Consider the following 3,847-nt stretch of genomic DNA (forward strand, 5'->3'; position numbering starts at 1 on the left):
ATACGAAGGCACCCTGGCTGATGTCATAGCGGTACTGCTGGGCCATGCCGCTGGTCAGGGTGCCGATGGTGGCGCCCAGATAGGCCTTGTTGCTCACATAGCCGTTGGTCATGATGTCCTGGATCATGCTGATGACGTCATTGATGGGGATAGCGAAGCCCAAGCCCTCCACACTCTCGCCGGAGCTGCCGTAGCTGGAGTATTTGGCGGACACGATACCCACCACCTCGCCGTAGCTGTTCAGCAGCGGACCACCGGAGTTGCCGGGGTTGATGGAGGTATCGGTCTGGATCATATTGAAGGGCGTGCCGTCCACGTTGATGGTGCGGTTCACGCTGGAGACCATGCCGCCGCTCATGGAGAACGTCAGGTCCCCCAGGGGGTTGCCAATGGCCAGAACCCGGTCGCCCACATTCAGCTTCTCACTGTCGCCCAGGGTGACGGCCTGCAGGCCGGAGGCCTCGATCTTGATGACCGCGATGTCGTAGTCCTCATCCCCGCCCACATACTGGGCGTCGTATTCATCGCCGTTGTACAGGGTGACCTTCACGGTCTGGGCATCCTCCACCACATGGTAGTTGGTGACAATATAGCCATCCGTGGTGAGAATGAAGCCGGAGCCGGAGGATGCCGTTTGTACCGGCTGACCGAAGAAGTTGTTGCTGTTGGTCCCGGTGACATTGATAGACACCACGCTGTTGACATTGGCGGCGTAAACCTCCGCGTCGCTCATCGCCGTCTTGCCGTCCACGGTTTTCAGTGCGACCTGACTGACGGTGCGGCCGCTGACGTTGACCGAGGTCTCGTCGCCGCTTCTGCCGACGCCCCAGACAATGCCGCCGCCCACGGCGCCGCCCAGCAGGGCGCAGCACAGGGCCAGGGCCGTCACCTTCAGTCCAATGCGGTTTTTCTTCACAGGCTTCATCTCCTGCACGGGCTGCTGCGGCCCGCTGTTATGGTCCTGTACCGGGCCGGGCTGGGGAGCCGAATGCGCCTCCGCCTCGCTGCCGTCCTTCCGGTAGGTGTAGTGATAGAGATTGTGTTCGTCGTTATACATAATGATTGCCTCCTATTATGTATCCCGCTCATCCATTGTTTAGAACAGAGGATAACATGGGATCGTGTCAAAAGTATGAAGTTTCTGATTCCAATTTTTGAATTGTCCCGGACGGCGCTCCGGAAAAAACCGGAAGCTTTTCAGGGGCTCTTCCTTGAACCTTTGACTGAAGTATAGTATGCTTATCTTAAACACATCTGAAAGGAACTTTGAACAAGGTGTTAAGAATCGATTCCATCAAGCTCCCGCCGGAGGCCGGCATGGCGGAGCTGGCCGCTGAGGCCGCCCGGCTGCTCCGGATGCGGGAGAAGGACATTCTCTCCCTGCGCTTACTCCGCCGCAGTGTGGACGCCCGGGAAGAAGTCCGCCTGGTCTACACGGTGGAGGTCGCGGTCAAGGAGGAGTCCGCTATTCTCCGCCGAGCCAGGAGCCGGAAGATCAGCCGGGCCGCACAGGCCCCGGCGTACACGCCGCCGTCTCCCCTGCCTGCGCCGGCGGTGCCTCCCGTGGTGGTGGGCGCCGGGCCCGCGGGGCTCTTCGCCGCCCTGGTGCTGGCCCAGGCGGGGCTGCGCCCCATCCTGCTGGAGCGGGGCCGCCCGGTGGAGCGACGGAAGGCGGATGTGGAACGGTTCTGGGCCACGGGAGAGCTGGACCTGACCTCCAATGTCCAATTCGGCGAGGGCGGCGCAGGAGCCTTCTCGGACGGGAAACTGAACACCGGCACACGCGACCCCCGCCACCGCTTTATCCTGGAGACGTTGTTATCCTGCGGCGCTCCGGAGGATATTTTGATCGATGCCAAACCCCATGTGGGCACGGATTATCTCCACACCGTTCTGGTAAACCTGCGCCGCCGTCTGCTGGAACTGGGAACGGACATCCGGTTTGAGAGCCGGCTGGCGGATCTGGACATCCGGGACGGCGCCCTGCGGGGCATCACCGCGGAGGGGCCGGAGGGCGTTTATACCCTTCCCTGCTCCCACCTGCTCCTCTGCCCAGGGCACTCCGCCCGGGACACCTTCGCCATGCTCCATAAAAGGGGTGTGCCCATGGAGGCCAAGCCCTTCGCCGTGGGGGTGCGGATCGAACACCGGCAGGCGGACTGCGACGCCGCCCAATACCGGCAGTACGCCGGGCATCCCGGGCTTCCGGCGTCTACCTACAAGCTCTCCTGCCATCTGCCCGGCGGCCGGGCGGCCTACTCCTTCTGCGTCTGCCCCGGCGGGGAGGTGGTGGCGGCCGCTTCTGAGGCGGAGCGGGTGGTCACCAACGGCATGAGCGAATTCGCCCGGGACAAGGAGAATATCAATGGCGGCCTGCTGGTGAACGTGACGCCAGAGGACTATGGCGGGGCGGAAGATCCCCTGGCGGGTATCGCCTTCCAGCGGAAGCTGGAGTCTGCAGCCTACGCTCTGGGGGGTGGGGACTACCGGGCCCCGGCCCAGCGGGTGGGGGACTTTCTGGCGGGGCGGCCCTCCGTCGGCCCAGGCCGAGTGCACCCCAGCTACCGCCCCGGCGTCACCTGGACGGACCTGCGCCGGTGCCTGCCGCCCTTCGTGGCGGATACCATTGCCGGGGCGCTCCCCCTGCTGGGGCAGAAGCTCCGGGGCTACGACGATCCGGACGCCGTCCTGACGGCGGTGGAGAGCCGTTCCTCCTCCCCAGTGCGCATCCCACGGGATGGGACCTGCCAGTCCTCTCTCCGGGGCCTGTACCCCTGCGGCGAGGGAGCCGGCTATGCCGGCGGCATCCTCTCCGCCGCCGCGGATGGGATGCACTGTGCCGAGCAACTCTGTCAATCCATTCAAAAGGAGTCTGATTGTTTATGAATCGCAATATCTGCATCTATCAGGAATTCCTCACGGAAGCCCACAAGGACCGGATCCGGGAGACCGCCCGCCGGACGGGCTTCACCCCCCATTTCTTCAACCTGGACCAGTTTGAGGAGGCGAAGGACTGCCTCCAGCACTGCGAGGTTCTGTACGCCCATTCCGCTGACCTTCTGCGCGCCGCTCCCGCTACGCTGAAGTGGTACTGCTGCTCCTTTGCCGGGGTGGACCTCTACTGCAAGGACCCTGGCCTGTTCGCCAACCCAGACTGCCTGCTGACCAACTCCAACGTCTACGGCGTTACCATCGCCGAGCATGTGGTGATGGTGACCCTGATGCTGCTGCGGCGGATGCCGGAGTACATCGAAATCGTCCGGGGCCACGGCTGGTCCAATCAGTTGCCCGTCCGCTCCATCCGGGACAACGAATTCACCATCCTGGGCACCGGGGATATCGGACGCCATGTGGCGGACCGGCTGCGGGGCATGGGGGCCGCGAAGATCGTGGGTCTCAGCCGCAGCGGAAAGCCCCACCCCGCCTTCGACGAGGTGTATCCCATCTCCGCTCTGGACGACGTGCTGCCCCGCACAAAAATCCTGGTGATGGCCCTGCCCAGCACGCCGGAGACCGTTCACATCCTGAACCGGGAGCGGATCGCCCTGCTGCCCGCCGACGCCTGCGTCATCAACGTGGGCCGTGGCACCGCTCTGGACCAGAAGGCCCTGGCGGAGGCCCTGAACAGCGGAAAGCTGGCAGGCGCCGCCCTGGACGTGATGGACCCGGAGCCTCTGCCCCAGGACGATCCTCTGTGGGACGCCCGCAACATCATTCTCACCCCCCACGTCTCCGGCAACATGACCCTGGGCTACACCTGCGACGAAAACGTGGCCCGCTTCTGTGCCGATCTGGAGAACTACGCCGCCGGGCGCCCGCTGGCGGGACTGGTGGACCGGAACCGGGG

At 64.2% G+C, this 3,847-nt stretch carries 3 protein-coding genes; 2 read left to right on the top strand and 1 reads right to left on the bottom strand.

Annotated elements, in window-relative coordinates:
• Positions 1–1,057, bottom strand: a 1,057-nt coding sequence (locus tag QVE23_RS10590) for a S1C family serine protease (protein ID WP_287968191.1), incomplete at its 3' end; no start/stop codon positions are given.
• A 218-nt stretch (positions 1,058–1,275) separates the two neighbouring features.
• Between QVE23_RS10590 and QVE23_RS10595 the strand changes: the two genes are divergently transcribed.
• Together QVE23_RS10595 and QVE23_RS10600 are read left to right on the top strand one after the other, a co-directional pair.
• Complete coding sequence (locus QVE23_RS10595; RefSeq protein WP_287968192.1) at positions 1,276–2,886, top strand: NAD(P)/FAD-dependent oxidoreductase; 1,611 nt, start codon at positions 1,276–1,278, stop codon at positions 2,884–2,886.
• On the top strand, positions 2,883–3,847 hold a 965-nt coding region (locus QVE23_RS10600), incomplete at its 3' end, for a D-2-hydroxyacid dehydrogenase (RefSeq protein WP_287968193.1). The genes QVE23_RS10595 and QVE23_RS10600, both read left to right, overlap by 4 nt.

The sequence above is a fragment of the Oscillibacter sp. KLE 1728 genome, from assembly GCF_934833455.1.
GTDB classification, from domain to species: Bacteria; Bacillota; Clostridia; order Oscillospirales; family Oscillospiraceae; genus Oscillibacter; species Oscillibacter welbionis.